Annotated in this window: 15 protein-coding genes; 9 read left to right on the top strand and 6 right to left on the bottom strand. The window is 52.2% G+C overall.

The genetic code is table 11. The features are described from left to right. The first annotated feature begins 66 nt into the window (after positions 1 to 66). The gene (locus ACTG3Z_RS11135) at positions 67 to 1,155 is read left to right on the top strand and encodes a PQQ-dependent sugar dehydrogenase (protein ID WP_439143143.1); all 1,089 of its coding nucleotides are present in this window, start codon (positions 67 to 69) and stop codon (positions 1,153 to 1,155) included. A 47-nt stretch (positions 1,156 to 1,202) separates the two neighbouring features. Here ACTG3Z_RS11135 and ACTG3Z_RS11130 read toward each other — a convergent pair whose 3' ends face one another. After that, entirely contained in the window at positions 1,203 to 2,210 is a 1,008-nt protein-coding gene (locus ACTG3Z_RS11130) for a GlxA family transcriptional regulator (protein WP_439143142.1), read from the bottom strand. A 201-nt stretch (positions 2,211 to 2,411) separates the two neighbouring features. Here ACTG3Z_RS11130 and ACTG3Z_RS11125 point away from each other — a divergent pair, with 201 nt between their 5' ends. Further along, the gene (locus ACTG3Z_RS11125; RefSeq protein ID WP_439143141.1) at positions 2,412 to 3,779 is read left to right on the top strand and encodes a class II 3-deoxy-7-phosphoheptulonate synthase; all 1,368 of its coding nucleotides are present in this window, start codon (positions 2,412 to 2,414) and stop codon (positions 3,777 to 3,779) included. 61 nt (positions 3,780 to 3,840) lie between these two features. On the opposite strand, the gene ACTG3Z_RS11120 is transcribed toward ACTG3Z_RS11125, so the two are convergent. Then, positions 3,841 to 4,620, bottom strand: coding sequence for a PAS domain-containing protein (locus ACTG3Z_RS11120; RefSeq protein WP_439143140.1), 780 nt, complete (start codon positions 4,618 to 4,620; stop codon positions 3,841 to 3,843). Between the two features lie 276 nt (positions 4,621 to 4,896). On the opposite strand from ACTG3Z_RS11120, the gene ACTG3Z_RS11115 reads away from it, so the two are divergent. The 7 genes from ACTG3Z_RS11115 to ACTG3Z_RS11085 all read left to right on the top strand — a co-directional run bounded on the left by ACTG3Z_RS11115 (position 4,897) and on the right by ACTG3Z_RS11085 (position 11,023). Beyond that, positions 4,897 to 5,802 carry a YicC/YloC family endoribonuclease gene (locus ACTG3Z_RS11115; RefSeq protein ID WP_439143139.1) on the top strand — a complete coding sequence of 302 codons (906 nt, stop codon included), beginning with the start codon at positions 4,897 to 4,899 and terminating at the stop codon, positions 5,800 to 5,802. Positions 5,803 to 5,808: 6 nt separating this feature from the next. Then, the gene (gene gmk, locus ACTG3Z_RS11110; protein WP_439143138.1) at positions 5,809 to 6,468 is read left to right on the top strand and encodes a guanylate kinase; all 660 of its coding nucleotides are present in this window, start codon (positions 5,809 to 5,811) and stop codon (positions 6,466 to 6,468) included. Beyond that, positions 6,465 to 6,986 carry a gamma carbonic anhydrase family protein gene (locus ACTG3Z_RS11105; RefSeq protein WP_439143137.1) on the top strand — a complete coding sequence of 174 codons (522 nt, stop codon included), beginning with the start codon at positions 6,465 to 6,467 and terminating at the stop codon, positions 6,984 to 6,986. Before gmk ends, ACTG3Z_RS11105 begins: the two co-directional genes overlap by 4 nt. Positions 6,987 to 6,989: 3 nt before the next feature. Beyond that, positions 6,990 to 8,174: a trans-sulfuration enzyme family protein gene (locus ACTG3Z_RS11100; protein ID WP_439143136.1), complete on the top strand. Its 1,185-nt coding sequence runs from the start codon at positions 6,990 to 6,992 to the stop codon at positions 8,172 to 8,174. Positions 8,175 to 8,341: 167 nt separating this feature from the next. After that, complete coding sequence (locus ACTG3Z_RS11095) at positions 8,342 to 9,565, top strand: acyl-CoA dehydrogenase (protein WP_439143245.1); 1,224 nt, start codon at positions 8,342 to 8,344, stop codon at positions 9,563 to 9,565. Positions 9,566 to 9,830: 265 nt separating this feature from the next. Further along, entirely contained in the window at positions 9,831 to 10,265 is a 435-nt protein-coding gene (gene aroQ / locus ACTG3Z_RS11090; protein WP_439143135.1) for a type II 3-dehydroquinate dehydratase, read from the top strand. Then, a complete protein-coding gene (locus ACTG3Z_RS11085) occupies positions 10,262 to 11,023 on the top strand; it encodes a helix-turn-helix transcriptional regulator (protein WP_439143134.1) in 762 nt (253 codons plus the stop codon). The genes aroQ and ACTG3Z_RS11085 overlap by 4 nt, the downstream gene beginning before the upstream one ends. Before the next feature lie 327 nt (positions 11,024 to 11,350). Here the strand turns inward: ACTG3Z_RS11085 and ACTG3Z_RS11080 are convergent, their stop codons facing one another. From ACTG3Z_RS11080 to ACTG3Z_RS11065, 4 genes are all read right to left on the bottom strand, one after another. After that, positions 11,351 to 12,574 carry a hypothetical protein gene (locus ACTG3Z_RS11080; protein WP_439143133.1) on the bottom strand — a complete coding sequence of 408 codons (1,224 nt, stop codon included), beginning with the start codon at positions 12,572 to 12,574 and terminating at the stop codon, positions 11,351 to 11,353. A gap of 169 nt (positions 12,575 to 12,743) precedes the next feature. Beyond that, complete coding sequence (tsf, locus tag ACTG3Z_RS11075) at positions 12,744 to 13,619, bottom strand: translation elongation factor Ts (protein ID WP_439143132.1); 876 nt, start codon at positions 13,617 to 13,619, stop codon at positions 12,744 to 12,746. 72 nt (positions 13,620 to 13,691) lie between these two features. Next, on the bottom strand, positions 13,692 to 14,474 hold the full coding sequence (rpsB, locus tag ACTG3Z_RS11070; protein WP_439143131.1) for a 30S ribosomal protein S2: 783 nt from the start codon (positions 14,472 to 14,474) through the stop codon (positions 13,692 to 13,694). Positions 14,475 to 14,629: 155 nt separating this feature from the next. Further along, on the bottom strand, positions 14,630 to 15,393 hold a 764-nt coding region (locus tag ACTG3Z_RS11065), incomplete at its 5' end, for a hypothetical protein (RefSeq protein WP_439143130.1).

Here is a 15,393-nt window from a genome sequence, read left to right as displayed (position 1 = left end):
TGGTTTCAAAGCGAACTGATCATATATCCCAAACACACGCAATTTGCATAGAAAGAGGTCCCTCAGATGCCCCTCAACCGCCGCCAATTCGCTCTCGCCGCGACATCCAGTTTGTTCGCACCCACGATCCTTAGCGCACAATCGCTAAAAGTTGAACCGATGATCAGTGGTCTTGATGCGCCTTGGGCATTTGGCTTCGCGGCAAACGGAATTCTGATCACGGAACGCGACGGAGCTTTGCTTTGGTTTGCAAATGGAACCTCAAAACGCGTCGCAGGTCTGCCAGAGATCGAAGTTGACGGGCAGGGTGGATTGCTTGATCTCTTGGTCCCGCGCGATTTCGCCACATCGCGCACGATCTTTATGACCTATGCAAAACGCCAAGGGCGCGGCTCGGGCACGGCAGTCATGCGCGCGCAATTTGACCAAAACACAGCGCGTCTCAGTAACGTCACGACGATCTTTGAAATGGCCGAAGGCTCCAGTGGCGGGCGCCATTTCGGATCAAGGATCGTTGAGGCACGCGATGGAACACTGTTCATCAGTATTGGAGATCGCGGCGAACGTGAGCAGGCGCAAAACCCAGCGACCCACAACGGCACTATAATTCGCATCACCAAAAATGGTGCGGTGCCAAACGATAACCCATTTGTAGACGCGCTAGGATATCTGCCTGAAATCTGGTCCTACGGCCACCGCAACCCACAAGGAATGGCCCTTGATCTCAGCGGCACCCTTTGGGGAAATGAACATGGCGCGCGCGGCGGCGATGAAATAAATCGCATTGCCAAAGGCGCAAACTTCGGCTGGCCAACAATTTCTTACGGAAGGCACTATTCAGGGCGCAAGATCGGTGAGGGGACAAACAAGTCCGGCCTTGAGCAGCCACAACACTATTGGGACCCCTCAATCGCACCTTCAGGTTATATGATTTATTCCGGCAAGCAGAAGTCAGAGTGGCGCGGCCATCACTTCGTGGGCAGCTTGAAATTTGACTACATTGCACGCTTGTCAGGATCGCCCTTTCGCGAAGCTCAACAAATTCAAACCGATGCCACGTCACGCGTGCGCGATATCCGTGAAGCCCCGGATGGCGGCATCTGGTTCCTCTCAGTTGGGAATGGCACTTTGAACAAGCTTCATTTTTCTGGATAAACTCACGCCGTAGGCGCCCGCGAATTTTCTCAAATTCGTGGCTTTATTTAAATCGACAGACGCGCCGCTTGCGATCCACGTTCACGGTAGGGTGTCGTGTCATAGTGCGCGCGGTAGCATTTTGAGAAATGCGATGGCGATGCGAATCCGCACGCCAGGGCCACGTTAATCACGCTCATATCCGTCTGCATCAAAAGGTTACGTGCTTTCTGCAAACGCAGTTCCATGTAGTAACGCTTGGGCGAGCGGTTCAAATAACGGCGAAACAACCGCTCTAATTGGCGTGTCGACATGCCCACATCTTTCGCAAGTACAGAGGGGCTGATCGGCTCTTCGATGTTATTTTCCATCATCTGGATTACGGCGCTAAGTTTCGGATGACGCACACCAATCCGCGTTGGCACAGACAACCGCTGAGTATCTTGATCCGTGCGAATAGATGAATAAATCAACTGATCCGCCACCGCATTGGCCAATTCTTCGCCATGATCATCCGCAATCAGCTTCAACATCAAATCTATGGAAGAGGTGCCACCTGCCGTCGTAAGGCGATTGCCATCGACGACGAAAACAGACTTCGTCAGCTCGATTTCGTCAAACTCTTCAAGAAAACTATCCTGATTTTCCCAGTGAATCGTCGCGCGTTTGCCATCCAGCATGCCCGCTTTCGCCATACTGTAAGACGCAGTGCACAGCCCACCCACAGTCAAGCCACGACGCGCTTCGCGGCGCAGCCAATTCAACAGCTTCTTATTGGTTGCAAACTGGATATTTACACCGCCACACAACAACACCGTGTCATCGCGCTGAAGCTCGACCAAATCAGCGTCTAGCGCAAATTTCGTCCCTGCAGAGCAAGACACGCTTTCGCCGCCCTCGCCAATCAACGTCCAAGAGTAAAGTTCCTTGCCTGCCAAACGGTTGGCGATGCGCAAGCTTTCAAGCGCGGCAGAGAAGCATAAAAGCGTAAAATCAGTGAGCAAAACAAATACGAACCGACGCGGTTTGTCGGTTTCGGTTTCTACACTGATCCTTACGTCAGTTGGGGTCGTCATAATAATTCATATCCTGCTTGGCACGCGCACGCGCATCGTGAGGCAAGCATGGGCGAAAGTGATTCACTTTTGCAGAGCCAATTTCACCTTGAGCGCATCATATCGACAACGTCAAGAACACCTTGGCCGAAAGCGACTGGTCATAGCGCTAACACCGTCTTATACAGCTATTTCGATACTTTATATCTTAGGAGAAGACAGATGAGCGAATGGCAGAAATCGGACTGGCGCAACAAGCCACGGGTCCAAATGCCGGAGTATACGGATGCGGCGGCGCTGGCCTCTGTTGAAGGTCAGCTCGCTGCTTATCCACCCTTGGTTTTTGCAGGCGAAGTACGCAAGCTGAAAACGCAACTTGCAGCAGCTGCGCGCGGCGAGGCATTTTTGCTTCAAGGTGGTGATTGCGCCGAAAGCTTTGAGCAGTTCAGCGCAGATGGTATTCGCGACACGTTTAAAGTAATGCTGCAGATGGCAATGGTGTTGACGTATGGTGCAAAAGTGCCTGTGGTCAAAGTCGGTCGCATGGCAGGCCAGTTTGCCAAGCCACGCTCGGCCAACACAGAGACAATTGATGGCGTAGAGCTGCCAAGCTACCGCGGCGACATTATCAACGAACTAGCCTTCACACCTGAAGCGCGCATTCCTGACCCGAAAAAGATGCTGCAAGCCTACACCCAAGCGGCGGCAACACTTAACCTGCTGCGCGCGTTTTCCACAGGTGGTTACGCTGATGTGCACCAAGTTCACGCTTGGACACTTGGCTTTACCGCGGGTGAGCAAGCAGCTGAATACCGTGAAATGGCTAACCGCATTGGCGACACGCTTGATTTCATGAGAGCTGCTGGACTTGATAGCACGCAAGAGCCAAACTTGCAGACCGTAGACTTCTACACCTCTCATGAATCGCTTTTGCTTGAGTACGAAGAAGCGCTTTGCCGTCTCGACAGCACCTCTGGCAAATGGCTCGCGGGGTCTGGTCACATGATCTGGATCGGGGATCGCACGCGTCAGCCAGACGGTGCCCACGTAGAATATGCGCGCGGCGTTCAAAACCCGATTGGTCTAAAATGTGGTCCGACAACGACTGCTGAGGATCTCAAGGTTTTGATGAATAAGCTCAACCCGAACAATGAGCAGGGTCGCTTGACCCTGATCGCACGATTTGGCGCGGGCAATGTGGGGGAACACCTCCCACGTCTCGTAAAAGCTGTACGCGAAGAAGGAGCCGAGGTGCTTTGGACCTGTGATCCGATGCACGGCAACACGATCAAATCCGCTTCTGGTTACAAAACACGCCCATTTGAAAGCGTCTTGCGCGAAGTGCGTGACTTCTTTGGGGTTCACGCAGCTGAGGGAACGATCCCCGGTGGTGTGCACTTCGAAATGACAGGCCAGGATGTGACAGAATGCACAGGCGGCGTTCGCGCTGTCAGTGATGAGGACCTATCAGATCGCTATCACACAGCGTGTGACCCTCGTTTGAATGCAAGTCAGTCCCTGGAACTGGCCTTCCTTGTGGCCGAAGAGCTTTCAGCGCGGCGCCAACAAGCACAAGCGCAAGCGGTCTGATTAAATCGACCTCACTTAATTGATTGTAAAGACGCCCTGCAACATGCGGGGCGTTTTTCGTTTAGACGTCGTTGTCGACGATCAATCTCAACTTGGACGGGCCGGCGCTGCTTCTCGCACTGTTCACAGCATCGTCGTGTCGTTTTGGGCGAAATTCAGTGACACCTTCGGCAAATGCAAAACTTGGTTCAGACTGTCGGTCTGCAAGCGCCTGCGTAAAGGGCGCTGTTTCAACAGGATGTGCAAGCGGCGCATCGCCCGTAAGCTCCGTATGACGCACAGAACTGACCTTGAAGCGCAGTGGTGTTTTGCTGATTTCCCCCTTTATGTCTAAACATCCAACCGCGCGGGTGATATTTCCCGCAGCATCGCTCATGGGTAACAAAACCATACGTGCTTGGATTGATTTGCGTGGAAATCCATGGCGAGAGGTTAAATCCAGCACAACCATCGACGGTGCGACGAACAAATCATTGATCGCTTCCGCAACTGTGTCGCGTGCAATTGGGTCGAAAAGCGCTGTGATTGGCATGCCACGCACATCCATCCCAAGCGTATCGTTCAAAACAGAGCCCGACACACGTATGCGCGCGACACGCGGGGCAACCTTTTCCGCAACAAATGTCCCGGCGATCGAACTTTGAATGTCGCGCGGATCAAATTCACTCCGTGCAGGCATTTGGCGATCACCGCGCAAATGTTGCCAATATTCGTAAAGATCTGCGCAGGTTCGAAAGCTTGTATGGCTTTGTGAAAGCGCCCCATCTTGCAGCTCAACGACATTATCGGCGGCACTGATTGGTTTTGCAGAAAGGGAAGGGATGTCAGGCCGATCAATCATCGTGAGGTGCTGCCTTTGCTTAATGCAGAGAGGCGACCTGTTAAGCTTGGCATGCAGGGCGGCGCTCTTGTTTAAAGATATATCAACGGAGGTTACAAAACCTTTAATAGATCAAACTCTGCGAAAACTTGAGTGAAAGTTCAGCTCTTGGTTAACGTAAAAAACAGCAGTCCCATAATTTGAATACGTTACAAAACTTGCAGCTCCCCGCTAAATTGGCGTAACTCCCGCAACACGTGACACGACCAACTTATATCGAGTGAAAGAGAGAAATTGATGGCAAGCACCGAGCGCCTCACATCGATGACAGGCTTTGCCGCACGCGCTGGACAGGCAGAAGGCTTCACATGGAGCTGGGAATTGCGTTCCGTCAACGGCAAAGGTTTTGATCTGCGGTTTCGCATGCCCGATTGGCTTGGGGTGCTTGAGGCAGATTTGCGCAAACAGGTAAGCGCAATCGTTGCGCGTGGTTCTGTATCACTCAATCTGCGCATAACGCGCGATGCGGGTGACAATGCGGTTGAAATAAACCCAGATGCGCTGGCCCGGGTCTTGGATGCAATCGCGCAAATCGAGGATCAAGCCGGAAGCAAGGGCGTTAACCTAACGCCTGCAAGCGCCAGTGACGTGATGAACTTTCGCGGTGTTATGGATGCTCCGCAAAACCGCGATGCAAGCGCTGCACTATTGAGCGCGTTGCGCGCCGATATTGCGCCGCTGCTGGAAAGTTTTGATGCGATGCGTGCGACTGAGGGCGCGTCTTTACACGGCGTTCTCACCCGTCAACTTGATGAAATTGCAAGTTTGACGGATCAGGCTCAAGGACTGTTAGCAGACAGAGCGGATGACATGCAAAACAACTTCAAGGCTGCAATTGCACGAGTGATGAACAATCGCGCTGACTTGGATGAATTCCGTATTGCGCAAGAGATCGCGGTGCTTGCTGTGAAGTCCGACGTCACTGAAGAAATTGATCGCCTTCACGCTCACGTCAGCGCTGCACGCGACTTGCTCGCCAGTGGTATCCCCGTCGGCCGCAAGCTTGATTTTCTGTGCCAAGAATTCAATCGTGAAGCCAATACGCTGTGCTCCAAAGCACAAAACGCAAAGCTGACTGAAATCGGACTGGCGCTGAAAGTCCTGATCGATCAAATGCGCGAGCAGGTGCAAAATGTGGAGTAAACGCGCATGAGTGTGGATCACCAAAGCAAAGATCGGCGTGGTTTGCTGATTATCCTGTCGTCCCCCTCGGGGGCCGGTAAATCGACGCTGGCAGGGCGTTTGCGCACATGGGACGATTCCGTGCGCTTTTCCGTCTCCGCGACAACACGGGCCCCGCGCGACGGGGAAGTCGACGGGCAAGACTATCATTTTACGGACGAAGCCAAATTCAAAAACGCCGTGATTGAGGGCGAGATGCTTGAACATGCACATGTTTTTGGGAATTTCTATGGCTCGCCTAAAGGTCCTGTAGAAGCCGCGATCAACGCAGGGCAAGACGTGCTTTTTGATATCGATTGGCAAGGCGCGCAGCAAATTCGAAATTCATCTTTGGGTCAAAACACCCTTTCGATTTTTCTTTTGCCACCGTCAATAACAGAGCTTCATCGCCGACTTGTGAGCCGTGCCAAAGATAGCGAAGAGATTATTGAGAGACGCATGTCCAAAAGCTGGGACGAAATTTCCCATTGGGATGGCTATGATTTTGTCCTGATCAACGACGACCTTGATCAAACGGAAGAGCAGCTAAAGACGATCATCACCGCCACGCGCTTGCGCCGCTCGCAACAGCCCGACCTCACAGAGCATGTGCGCGCGTTGCAGAGCCAATTCGAGGATTTGAAATGACCCTATACGCCTTGGGTGAAAAACACCCGACTGTACACAACGACACATGGATTGCAGATGATGCAAATGTGATTGGCCAAGTGGTGATGGAGGCGGGCAGCTCTGTTTGGTTTTGTTCGACCCTTCGTGCAGATCACGAGATTATTCACATCGGCGAGGGCACCAATGTGCAGGAAAACACGGTCATGCATGTAGATAGCGGCTATCCGTTAACAATTGGGAAAGGTTGCACTATTGGGCACAAAGTCATGCTTCACGGATGCACAATTGGGGATAATTCGCTTATCGGCATGGGAGCAACTGTCCTGAACGGTGCTGTGATTGGTGAGAATTGTCTCATCGGAGCAGGCGCGCTGATCACAGAGGGCAAGGTTATCCCCGATGGTTCGCTTGTTATGGGCGCACCAGGCAAGGTTGTGCGGCAATTAGACGAACAAGGCATCCAAGGACTGCGCGCATCAGCGCTCCATTACCAAGAAAATATGCGACACTTTCGCGACAATTTGAAAGCCCTTTAAAATATGCGCAATTCCAAGGAAACCCTGATCCGTCCAGTCGGCGCACCACAAAGCATAAGCCGCCCGATTGTAACACCATTGAGCACGGCTGTAGCGTTTGCCTCGACCACACCAGACGAGTTGGACGCACAATATGAGGGGCGCGAACAGGGTTTCACCTATGCGCGAGAGGGTCATCCCAATGCCGCCGTTTTAGCGCAACGCATCGATGCGCTAGAAGGGGTGAGCGGGGGGATCGTAACGTCCTCTGGCATGTCAGCGGTCTTTGCGGCGCTGGCAGGCATATTAAGCGCAGGTGATCATGTGATTGGTGGCGATCAACTCTATGGCCGATCATTGAGGTTGATGAAGGAAGACCTTCCGCGCTTTGGCATTGAAACATCTCTTGCAGATCCGACCAATGCGACTGCTTTCGCTAAGGCGATCCGCCCCAACACTAAAGCGGTCTTGATCGAAGTTGTTTCGAACCCGACGCTACGGATTGCAGATATGCAAGGCATTGCAGAGCTTTGCCGTGAACGCGGTTTAATCCTGATGGTCGACAATACCTTTACGACGCCGCGCGGCTATCTCCCGTTTGAAAATGGGGCTGATGTCGTCATTCACTCGGTGACCAAACTGCTCGCTGGGCACTCGGATGTAACGCTCGGCTATGTCGCCGCCAAAGATCCCACAATGCAAAAGAAAATCTACGATTTTGCTGTCACAACAGGGATGACAGCGAGCCCGTTTGACTGCTGGCTTGCCGAGCGTGGCCTTGCCACGTTCGAGCTTCGTTTTGCGCGCGCGCAGAGCAATGCCGCTGCTCTTGCTGATCATTTGGCAGAGCTGCCAGGTGTGAAACGTGTGCTATATCCAACGCGGGCCGATCATCCAGATCACGCACGCGCAGCCTCACTTTTGAACGGGCAGGGCTGCAATATGGTTAGTTTTGAAGTCAGTGGTGGTCGCGCCGCAGCGAACGCACTTGCTCGCGCAGCTGAAGGGATTGCTTTTGCACCTACGCTTGGGGATGTTGGAACCACCTTGTCGCACGCTGCAAGTTCATCACACCGCGCATTAGCACCTGAAGCCCGAGAAGCGCTTGGCATGAGCGAAGGATTCTTTCGCGTGTCAGTTGGCCTTGAAGAGAGCGCGGCATTGAATGAGGTCTTTTCGCAAGCGGTTGAGGCGGCCGCAGCAGTTTAGGCGAGAAGGGGGGCCAGCCCCCAACTTGGCGGTGCCAAGTCCCCCCGGAGTTTCACTAGAAAAATGAAGCTATAGTTTATGACGTCACGGAGTCTTTCGCCTCACATGAATTTCTGCGCTATACTTAGCCTAATCGATCGTATGTTTTGGAGACAACCATGAACGAAATGTCCACAAATGCACCGATATTGCGTGCAAAAGATCAGCCTGATTTGAGCAGCTTTCAATGGGATGACCCGCTGCGTATGTCCGAACAGCTTAGTGAAGATGAGCGGATGATTGCGGACAGTGCCCGCGCATATGCGCAGGAGAAACTTCAGCCCAGAGTATTAGAGGCATTTGTCGAAGAACAGACAGATCCTGAGATCTTTCGCGAAATGGGCGCGATGGGATTGCTTGGGACGACCATCCCAGAAGAATACGGTGGTATTGGCGCGAGCTACGTGAGCTACGGCTTGGTCGCGCGAGAAGTTGAGCGCGTAGATAGTGGATATCGCTCAATGATGTCTGTGCAGTCTTCTTTGGTGATGTATCCGATTTATGCCTATGGTTCTGAAGCACAGCGTAAGAAATATCTGCCTAAGTTGGCAAGCGGTGAATGGATTGGCTGCTTTGGTTTGACCGAACCTGATGCAGGCTCTGATCCTGCAGGTATGAAAACGCGTGCCGAGAAAACGGCGAACGGGTATAAGATCACCGGCTCCAAAATGTGGATTTCGAACAGCCCGATTGCCGATGTTTTTGTCGTGTGGGCCAAATCAGAAGAGCACGGTGGCAAAATCCGTGGCTTCGTTCTTGAGAAAGGCATGAAAGGGCTTAGCGCACCGAAGATTGGTAATAAGCTGAGTTTACGTGCGTCGGTCACAGGTGAAATTGTGATGGACAATGTCGAGGTTGGCGACGACGCGTTGCTGCCACATGTTCAAGGTCTAAAAGGCCCATTCGGATGTTTGAATCGCGCGCGGTATGGCATCAGCTGGGGTGTCATGGGCGCTGCGGAATTTTGCTGGCACGGAGCGCTTCAATACGGACTTGATCGCAAACAGTTTGGCAAGCCTTTGGCGCAAACGCAGCTTTTCCAGAAGAAGCTTGCAGATATGCAAACAGAGATCACATTGGGGCTCCAGGCGAGCTTGCAAGTGGGTCGCTTGATGGATACGGCGAAGGCCGCGCCGGAAATGATTTCGATCGTGAAGCGAAATAATTGTGGCAAAGCGCTAGATATCGCGCGCATGGCACGCGACATGCACGGCGGTAACGGGATTTCTGCCGAGTTTGGTGTCATCCGCCATATGATGAACCTTGAAACTGTGAACACCTATGAGGGCACGCATGATGTGCACGCTCTGATCCTAGGGCGCGCGCAAACTGGTTTGCAGGCATTCTTTTAAAACAATGACTGGAAAGACAGATATGATTTCTGTCTTTCCAGTCTTATCAATCACTTATGCGAGTTCTTTAAAGCGCTACCTTCATGTAGTGGGGTATCTGGAGCCATTTATCTGCTGGCCCAGCTTGCAATGCATGTAACGCATAATCAGTATTATGTAACCTTAAGAATTACCAAAACCCAATGAAAACAACGATATCCATACTGGACAGCATCGACTAGGTTACGCACACTACCATCACACTTTTCAAAGACTGGCGAATAGCATGCGCGTACTTATCTTGAACGGACCGAACCTGAACTTGCTGGGCACGCGCCAGCCAGACGTCTATGGCACAACGACACTCGCTGATGTAGAAGACATGTGTCGCGTACATGCGCCTGATGCTCAACTGAGCTTTGTTCAGAGCAATCATGAAGGCGCGATGATTGATGCTATCCATGACGCAAAGACCAACCAGGACGGAATTGTCTTGAACGCTGGTGCATACACGCACACGTCAATCGCGTTGCACGACGCCCTCGCCTCAGTCGAGCTGCCGAGCGTTGAAGTACACCTTAGCAATATTCACGCGCGCGAAGCGTTTCGCCATCATTCCTATATCGCGCCAGTCGCGCTTGGTCAGATCGCCGGGTTTGGCGCGCAAGGATATCTATTTGCGCTTGACGCATTGCGCGCGCATTTGGCAGCTTCAGCATGAGCGCACTGCGAAGGTATTTAGAAGATCTGACAGCAGCACAAAGCGCAGAGGTACTGTGGACCAAACATTGCGCCAAAATGGCAGAGTTCGGGTTTGACCGGATTATCTATGGCTTGTCTCACTTTATGTCGCCAACCTCTATGGGGGATCCGGATGATTTTGTCCTGCTAACAAACCATGCGCCAGAGTACATGAAGCTGTTCATAGATACGGGATTATATAGGGATGCGCCGATGGTACGTTGGGCGCTCAATAACGTTGGTGCGTGCAGCTGGGGTTATTTGTGGGATGAAATGGAGCGCGGCACGCTAAGCGAACATGAAAAACAAGTCGTTGAAATGAACGCAAAACATGGCGTAATCGCAGGCTATTCTATCAGTTTCAAAGCAATCACATCCCGTTCCAAGGGTGCCATTGCTTTGACCGCGCGCCAAGGCATGAGCCAAGCAGACGCCGACTCGATTTGGGCAGAGCATGGTAGCGATATCATTCTTATGAACAATATTGCGCATCTCAAAATCGTCACCCTGCCCCATCAACGCGGTGATCGGTCTTTGACCAATCGTCAACGCGAAGCGCTCGAATGGGTTGGCGATGGGAAAACGACGCAAGATATTGCAATGTTGATGGGCCTAACACCCGCGACAGTTGAAAAGCACTTGCGTCTTGCGCGCGCAACTCTCAGCGTTGAAACGACTGCGCAAGCGGTACTGAAAGCTGCCTTTCAAAACCAGATGTTTGTGGTCGACCCTATCTAACTGGATGCGTCCATAGCTCGATTCCAGCATCGTTAGTTTTGCGTTAATATCTTGAAGGTATGGAATCCTGTACTTTCGATTAACGCAAACCTGACCTATCGTCACCTTGTTCCGTGAGTGGTGGCTTTAGCCTAGGAACTTTTGGGGGAAATCTTCGCGATACCGAAGCGCTTTCGCCCTTGTTGAAGCAATTCAACACCGGTCAGGTGGCGTATAGTCAACCGTCTGATCGGACTTGTCGCTGGTCTGCCTCATCCCCATGTAACGGGTTGGCGATGATTTTTGGCGGCGCGCCCCCTCGGGTTGCGCCGCCTTTTTCTTTAAGCGTTAGCGGTAGATGCATTCTTTTTGCGTGCCCATGACCGGCGCTGGTTCAGTGCTTACGCCATATTTATCGACTTCGGCCTGCGTCATGTAATACATGTCATTTGCCGCAGCTTTTTCGAGCGTAAACCAATAAAAGTCTTCTTGAATGCCCAGCTTGCGAAAGTACTCAAGGTATTTGTCATGCTCGGGACTGGATTTGGGAAGGTCACGCCCTTCTACTCCACCACCTTCCCAACTGTGAACGCCAACGCAAGCACCAGCATCAAATGAGCGCTTTATGCCCGCAAGAAACAAATCAACACCACCAGAAGCAATCAAACCGTCAGACGGAACATGCGTTGCAAATTGAGACCCACGTACCCTTGAGCTTAGAATCAGATTGGCATCGTCATCCCCGGATCCTGGAACAAACTTCAAAACCAGTTTCTTCACGCTCGGGTTTCGCCGTTGCGCTTTCTTAAATGCATCAAGCGCGGTTGCATCTATCTCGCCCTTTGCGACAAGCTCTTGGCCAACAAGCTCAAAACTCAAAATTGGTTCTGTCAGCTCGTAAACGCGTGCTTCTTTGATGGTGAACGTCACATTTACAAGAACCCCGGTGCCACAGCTAAAGCAGTATTGCAGCGCGAAACTAGGCGGTTGTGATGTGCTCCAATCATCAGGGATTGCGCCAAGCGTTACGGGAAGCTTGTCACTCTTAAGAACACTTCGCACAGATTCATGAAGCTCAAACGTAGCGCCAGCGATTTTCAGCCCGGCTCTCTCAGGCGCGACAAAACCGTCATCCAGATCGCCTGCCCTTCCCAGACCTGACAGGCTTTCAACCTTAAAGCTGTCACCTGCTACGAGAAGATCCCTGAGTGTTATCGTACCATTGGCACTCCGCTCGAATTCAAAATGAGGTCGGTAAGTTTTGTCGAGAATCTGAAAAAATTTCAGTGCTCCAATAGCATATTTTCCGCTTTGGCTCGAAAGATCAGTGTCAATCGCGGCTGTGTCATAGGTAAGAATCATTATGCCAAGTTCGCCGCGGCGAAATTGACTGCTTGCAAAGCTGTTCACTTGTGTAATTTCGCCAATTGCTTCGACCCGTATCATTTTTGCACTTGCACTGCTTGGCAGCACAAATGTCGAAGCGGCAAGCAAAACAGCCAGCGCGGATTTCCCAAAAAACTTTGGTTTAAAACTCTCAAACAGTATCTCTATTTTGGAAAAAAATTTCATATGATCTCTCTACTTAAGCGAAATGCTCCCAAAATAGGAAACTCGCTTCAAAAGCTTGGCCGTAATCTGCACACCAATCAAATCTTTTCTAACGCTGAATAGCTGTCACCAAAAAAAGGCGCTGCATGGATTAACATGCAACGCCAAAAATCTAAGAAGTAAAAAGCTCTTAGCCCTTCATTGTTTTCGCAACTTCTGCCGCGAAATCTTCTTCAACTTTCTCGATGCCTTCGCCAACTTCAAGACGCACGAAGGATGCGATCTCAACGCCTGCTTCTTTCGCCGCTTCGCCAACCGTCAGGTCAGGGTTCACAACAAAAGCTTGGCCCAGAAGTGTGCTTTCCGCCAACCACTTCTTCATACGACCAACGATCATCTTTTCGATCACTTGCTCAGGCTTGCCGGACTCGCGTGCGATATCCATCTGAACTTGCTTTTCTTTTTCAACGATTGCCGGGTCCAGATCTGCTTCGGACAATGCCGCTGGGTTTGCCGCCGCGATGTGCATCGCAACCTGCTTGCCGAACGCTTCGTTGTCTGCGGACAAACCAACCAAAACGCCGATCTTGCCCATGCCAGTTGCCGCTGCGTTGTGCACATAAGATACAACTGCTGGTGCATCGACCGCAGCCATACGGCGCAGGGACATGTTCTCGCCGATTGTCGCGATCTTGTCTGTCAGCACTTCAGACACTGGCTTGCCGCCCATGTCCGCGCCAGCCAGCTCTTCTACGGAAGTCGTGCCCATTGCGACAGCGGCGATCCCGCCAACCATCTCTTGGAATTCAGCATTCTTACCAACGAAGTCTGTCTCGGAATTCACCTCAACCGCAACGCCTTTGCCGCCTTCGACAGCAACCGCCACGAGGCCTTCTGCTGCTGTACGGCCGGATTTCTTTGCCGCTTTCGCAAGACCCTTGGTGCGCAGCCAATCGATTGCTGCCTCCATGTCGCCGTCAACTTCTGTGAGCGCTTTTTTCGCGTCCATCATGCCTGCGCCGGATGTATCGCGCAGTTCTTTAACCATGGCTGCTGTGATTGCCATTTTCATATCTCCTAGAATGGGGAAAACGAGGGCGGGGTTGGTCCCTGCCCTCGCTCAATAAAGGCTTAGAGCTTAGCTCGCTGCTGGCGCTTCAGGTGCTGCTTCTGCAACAACTTCTTCCATTGGCGCGTCTTCCATCGCACCAAGGTCAACACCAGCGGCACCAAGCTGTGCGGACATACCGTCAAGCGCTGCACGTGCTGCGAGATCTGTGTAGAGCGCGATTGCGCGTGCCGCGTCGTCGTTGCCTGGGATGATGTAATCGATGCCATCCGGGGAGCAGTTCGTGTCAACAACCGCCACGACAGGGATGCCGAGCTTGTTGGCTTCTGCGATTGCCAACGCTTCTTTTTTCACGTCGATGACGAAGATAAGATCAGGAACACCGCCCATTTCGCGGATACCGCCGAGGGACGCCTGAAGTTTACCTTGATCGCGCTCCATGCCGAGGCGCTCTTTCTTGGTCAGACCTTCAAAGCCTGTCTCGAACTTCTCATCGATGGACTTAAGACGGTTGATGGACTGAGAAACTGTTTTCCAGTTTGTCAAAGTGCCACCCAACCAACGGTGGTTCATATAATACTGTGCGCACTGCTCTGCAGCTGCAGCAACGGGCGCTGCCGCTTGACGCTTTGTTCCAACGAACAAGATGCGGCCGCCTTTAGCGACGGTGTCACGGATCGCGTTCAACGCTGCATCGAGCATTGGAACGGTCTGTGTCAGGTCCATGATGTGGATGCCATTACGCGCGCCGTAGATGAACGGGCCCATACGTGGGTTCCAACGCTGCGTTTGGTGGCCGAAGTGTACGCCTGCTTCAAGCAGTTGGCGCATGGTGAACTCTGGAAGAGCCATGTCGTTTTCCTTTTCCGGTTTCGCCTTGGTGGGGGTGATGAACGAATGTTCAAACCGGCGGACTACTGCGAGGATTTCTCCCCCGAGAGCCCATCCCCACCTGCGGGATTTAGTAGGGCGCGTTTAGGACACGCGCGGGCATTGTTCAAGTGCTTTTATTCTTGTGCGGTCACACGCAAAATTGCAGTGCCGCGACTGCCATCTGTTATCTGTGCTACTGCCGCTGTTTCGTTCGCTGTAGCGCCGCCCAAAATGCCTAGAGCGTTCACCGTTTGGGAACCGGAATTCAGATCAGTTGCACCGACAAATCCAGTCACAGAACCAGTCGTACGGTTGTCATCTTGATATTTCGCGCCGTTAAGCGCGAGCTCATCCACCTCGATGGAGCCACCACTGGCATAAGCGACACCGTCGATCTGACCATTTGGATTATTCATTGTGATATTGACGCGGTCGGTTGCGAAATTCGCAGTAACTGTTGCATTCATCGTTCTGGTAAAGACCTGGGATGTCGGTTGGTTGACGTAGATTACATCGCCAGTACCACGCAATGTTGCGCTACCCCCTGTTGGAACCATGGCCGATGGTGTCTGGATAATTGCCGCGAGATTGTTTCCGCCGCCAATCAACTTTCCAGCCGCACTATTTCCATCAGATGCGAGCGCATATCCTGTGCCCGCAATCGTAACTTCATTGCTAAGCGGATCATAAACGCCCGCGACATCGCCGATCTGATCGTTGTTTGTGTCAAACGTCAGCACACGCACAGCGCTTGACGCAGCAACACCTACCAAAGCCGACGGCGTAAGCGCATTGGCATCACCAATCGTTGTGTTTGCACCGGCTTTGTTGCACAAATCGGGCACTGTAGGATTCACTGTGTGAATCCAGCGTGATAGCTCGCGGACATGAGCAGTTG

The sequence above is a fragment of the Planktotalea sp. genome (assembly GCF_965659345.1).
Taxonomy (GTDB): domain Bacteria; phylum Pseudomonadota; class Alphaproteobacteria; order Rhodobacterales; family Rhodobacteraceae; genus Planktotalea.
The sequence above is the reverse complement of the archived record's forward strand: the minus strand, read 5'-3'. Positions and strand labels throughout refer to the sequence as shown.

What these genes read in the sequence shown, in the direction of transcription:
- ACTG3Z_RS11125 (WP_439143141.1), top strand. Translation starts at nt 2,412, where the DNA reads ATGAGCGAATGGCAGAAATCGGACTGGCGCAACAAGCCACGGGTCCAA.
- ACTG3Z_RS11095 (WP_439143245.1), top strand. Translation starts at nt 8,342, where the DNA reads ATGTCCACAAATGCACCGATATTGCGTGCAAAAGATCAGCCTGATTTG.
- ACTG3Z_RS11120 (WP_439143140.1), bottom strand. Translation starts at nt 4,620, where the DNA reads ATGATTGATCGGCCTGACATCCCTTCCCTTTCTGCAAAACCAATCAGT.
- ACTG3Z_RS11130 (WP_439143142.1), bottom strand. Translation starts at nt 2,210, where the DNA reads ATGACGACCCCAACTGACGTAAGGATCAGTGTAGAAACCGAAACCGAC.
- ACTG3Z_RS11105 (WP_439143137.1), top strand. Translation starts at nt 6,465, where the DNA reads ATGACCCTATACGCCTTGGGTGAAAAACACCCGACTGTACACAACGAC.
- gmk (WP_439143138.1), top strand. Translation starts at nt 5,809, where the DNA reads ATGAGTGTGGATCACCAAAGCAAAGATCGGCGTGGTTTGCTGATTATC.
- rpsB (WP_439143131.1), bottom strand. Translation starts at nt 14,474, where the DNA reads ATGGCTCTTCCAGAGTTCACCATGCGCCAACTGCTTGAAGCAGGCGTA.
- aroQ (WP_439143135.1), top strand. Translation starts at nt 9,831, where the DNA reads ATGCGCGTACTTATCTTGAACGGACCGAACCTGAACTTGCTGGGCACG.
- ACTG3Z_RS11080 (WP_439143133.1), bottom strand. Translation starts at nt 12,574, where the DNA reads ATGAAATTTTTTTCCAAAATAGAGATACTGTTTGAGAGTTTTAAACCA.
- ACTG3Z_RS11135 (WP_439143143.1), top strand. Translation starts at nt 67, where the DNA reads ATGCCCCTCAACCGCCGCCAATTCGCTCTCGCCGCGACATCCAGTTTG.
- tsf (WP_439143132.1), bottom strand. Translation starts at nt 13,619, where the DNA reads ATGGCAATCACAGCAGCCATGGTTAAAGAACTGCGCGATACATCCGGC.
- ACTG3Z_RS11115 (WP_439143139.1), top strand. Translation starts at nt 4,897, where the DNA reads ATGGCAAGCACCGAGCGCCTCACATCGATGACAGGCTTTGCCGCACGC.
- ACTG3Z_RS11085 (WP_439143134.1), top strand. Translation starts at nt 10,262, where the DNA reads ATGAGCGCACTGCGAAGGTATTTAGAAGATCTGACAGCAGCACAAAGC.
- ACTG3Z_RS11100 (WP_439143136.1), top strand. Translation starts at nt 6,990, where the DNA reads ATGCGCAATTCCAAGGAAACCCTGATCCGTCCAGTCGGCGCACCACAA.